This window comes from Savagea serpentis (assembly GCF_015351395.1).
Classification (GTDB): domain Bacteria; phylum Bacillota; class Bacilli; order Bacillales_A; family Planococcaceae; genus Savagea; species Savagea serpentis.
Genome location: NZ_JADKPV010000020.1, coordinates 1 through 403, shown reverse-complemented (window position 1 = coordinate 403; position 403 = coordinate 1). Strand labels below are relative to the sequence as shown.

2 tRNA genes are annotated in these 403 nt (G+C 43.9%); both read right to left on the bottom strand.

The features are described 5' to 3' along the window. Positions 1–190: 190 nt before the first annotated feature. Positions 191–266 (bottom strand) — tRNA-Ala (locus tag IRY55_RS13390). A 33-nt stretch (positions 267–299) separates the two neighbouring features. Continuing rightward, positions 300–376, bottom strand: a tRNA-Ile gene (locus IRY55_RS13385). Positions 377–403: the final 27 nt, after the last annotated feature.

The window sequence follows — 403 nt, the reverse complement described above, 5'->3', positions numbered from 1 at the left end:
TTACTCGTTTCTTGTCAATTTTTTAATTTGAAATGTGGTGTGCGGGGGTATGATGTCCGCGCCTGCATTTCGGAATGCTCTTTATAGCGATATAAAGAAGACATTCTTGTATTACTCGGTTTGTTTCGTTGTTATTTCAATGTCGTTTTATTCAGTTTTCAAGGAACAAAAGACTCCTAAAAGGAGTTATTGGTGGAGCCTAGCGGGATCGAACCGCTGACCTCCTGCGTGCAAGGCAGGCGCTCTCCCAGCTGAGCTAAGGCCCCTTTATAAAATAAAAAAAGGTCTCAAATACTCAATGGTGGGCCTAAGTGGACTCGAACCACCGACCTCACGCTTATCAGGCGTGCGCTCTAACCAGCTGAGCTATAGGCCCCTATTAAAAGGGTATTTTTTTGAATGT